Raw genomic sequence first — 2,290 nt, forward strand, 5'->3', positions numbered from 1 at the left:
GAGAGGAAGCCGCCGAGGGCGTCCCCGTCGCGGCCGAACCGGCCGGGCAGGTGCGGGACCCGGCCACGGCGGTCCGACCGGCACGCCGCGCCGGTGACCCCGCCAAGGGTCCGGGACGACCACGAACCGCCCCGGCCACCCTCCGGGGCCCGCGGCAGCCGGAAAGGGGCCTGTCGCGGCACCGTACCGGCCGATGCCGTCGGCCCGCCTCCCGTCTCACCCGCCGTCAGGCGCCGTCCGGGTCAGCGCGGTTGAGGGCGGACCGCGGGGTGGTCCCCGCCGTCATCAGGTAGTCCGCGGCCGACGTGTCCGTCACCAGGCTGGTGACGAGACCGGAGCGCAGTACGGCGTCGATCGCGGGCCCCTTGCGCTGTCCGCCCGCGATCGCGACGACCTCGGGCACCCGGCGCAGCTGGTCGGTCTTGACCGTGATGCACCGCTCCCCCAGGTCCCGGCCGACCCGGCGCCCCTCCGCGTCGAAGAGGTGCGCGGACATCTCCGCGGCGACCCCGAGGGAGGCGTAGTGCGCCCGCTCCTCGTCGCTGAGCATGTCGTGCACCGTGGAGATGCCCGGCTCCCAGGAACCGATGGAGACGCAGGCGACGGTGACCTTGTCGAAGTACTCGAAGGCCCGCGCGATCCCGGTCTGGTGGCGCAGCGCCTGAGCGGTGGCCGCGTCCGGCAGCAGCATCGGCGCGTAGATGGGGTGGGCGTCGCCGCCCGACACCTGCGCGGCGCGCCGCACGGCCTCCACCGAGCCGCGCTCGGCGGTCCCGGCGTCGTACACGCCCGTGAGCTGCACGACCGTGCAGGGCGGCAGCCGGTCCAGGGCCGCCGCCATGTGGATGGTGGACCGGCCCCAGGCCAGACCCAGCACATCTCCTTCGTTGACCAGCTCGCCGAGCAGGTCGGCGGCCACCTCTCCCAGGTTCTCGGGGTCGGGTGTCTCCTCGGCCTCGGCCGGGGACTCGACCACCACGGCGTGCCTCAGGCCGTACCGGGCGCGGAGCGCGTCGGAGCGCTCGGCGTCCAGCTCGGCCGGCACGCGGATCTCGATCCGTACGAGATCCCGTTCGAGGGCGGTCTCCAGGACCCGGGCCACCTTGAAGCGGCTGACGCCGAACTCCTCGGCGATCTGGATCTTGGATTTGCCCTCGAGGTAGAAGCGGCGGGCCATGGCCGCCGCCTGCACCAGCTCAGCGGGTCCCATCCGCATGGCTGACCGGCCCGCCGACATACCCGACACGGCGATCTCCTCACTGCTGTTCACACTCTGGATTCGCCGTTCATCCTTGCAGATCCGGCGCGGTCGATCAGCCCTCCCGGGCGCCGTTCATGTTCCTGACGCTCAGTGGTCGCACGCCCACGACGCCTTGGCCGTCGCGGCCTCCGCCTGGTTGCGCAGTGCACGTACCGCCTCGGCCGGGTCCGCCGCTCCGTACACGGCGGAACCCGCGACGAAGACATCGGCGCCGGCGTCGGCGCACCGCTCGATGGTGGACGCCGAGACCCCGCCGTCGACCTGGAGCCAGAGCTCCAGACCGTGCTTGCGGATCAGCTCGCGGGTACGGCGGATCTTCGGAAGCATGATGTCGAGGAACGCCTGCCCGCCGAAGCCGGGCTCAACCGTCATGATCAGCAGCATGTCGAGCTCGGGGAGCAGGTCCTCGTACGGCTCGATGGGGGTCGCCGGCCTCAGCGCCATGGAGGCGCGGGCGCCCTTGGCGCGGATCTCCCGGGCGAGCCGCACGGGCGCGGTGGCCGCCTCGACGTGGAAGGTGACCGAACCGGCCCCCGCCTCCACGTACTGGGGTGCCCATCGGTCGGGGGCCTCGATCATCAGATGGCAGTCCAGCGGGGTGTCCGTCGCACGGGCGAGCGACTCCACGACCGGCACGCCGAGCGTGAGGTTCGGGACGAAGTGGTTGTCCATGACGTCGACGTGGAGCCAGTCGGCGCCGGCCACCGCCTTCGCCTCGTCGGCGAGGCGGGCGAAGTCGGCGGACAGGATGCTGGGGCTGATCTGCGGGGCCATGCACCAAGCGTGCCATGTCCCGCGGGGGTTGCCCGCACCGGTCCCGCGCGGGGCCGGCGTTGCTCGCCCCCGGCGCGACCGCCTTACCGGGCACGGCGGTGCCGCCGGCCGCCGGGACGGACTCCGCGTGGTACCTCGGTCCGGTCGCCCCCGGCGCGCTCCCGGCCCCCTTCGCCGTGCGGTCGGTGCCGGTCACGTCCCTGTTCCCGGACGCGGACCCGAAGGTGCGGCGGCCGCCCCCGGCGGCCCCCGGGG

At 73.8% G+C, this 2,290-nt stretch carries 2 protein-coding genes and 1 pseudogene; 1 reads left to right on the plus strand and 2 read right to left on the minus strand.

Annotated features, from left to right (window positions below):
• Window positions 1–226: 226 nt before the first annotated feature.
• Together B7767_RS42195 and rpe are read right to left on the minus strand one after the other, a co-directional pair.
• Window positions 227–1,270, minus strand: a complete 1,044-nt coding sequence (locus B7767_RS42195; protein WP_085576440.1) for a sugar-binding transcriptional regulator — start codon at window positions 1,268–1,270, stop codon at window positions 227–229.
• A gap of 78 nt (window positions 1,271–1,348) precedes the next feature.
• Window positions 1,349–2,035 (minus strand): ribulose-phosphate 3-epimerase, encoded by a 687-nt coding sequence (gene rpe, locus B7767_RS42200; protein ID WP_085576441.1) that lies wholly within the window; start codon window positions 2,033–2,035, stop codon window positions 1,349–1,351.
• A 14-nt stretch (window positions 2,036–2,049) separates the two neighbouring features.
• On the opposite strand from rpe, the pseudogene B7767_RS47570 reads away from it, so the two are divergent.
• Window positions 2,050–2,290 (plus strand): annotated as a pseudogene (locus tag B7767_RS47570) (hypothetical protein); the annotation flags it as partial.

This window comes from Streptomyces sp. 13-12-16, from assembly GCF_002114215.1.
In the GTDB taxonomy this organism is placed as follows: Bacteria; Actinomycetota; Actinomycetes; order Streptomycetales; family Streptomycetaceae; genus Streptomyces.

What these genes read in the sequence shown, in the direction of transcription:
- rpe (WP_085576441.1), bottom strand. Translation starts at nt 2,035, where the DNA reads ATGGCCCCGCAGATCAGCCCCAGCATCCTGTCCGCCGACTTCGCCCGC.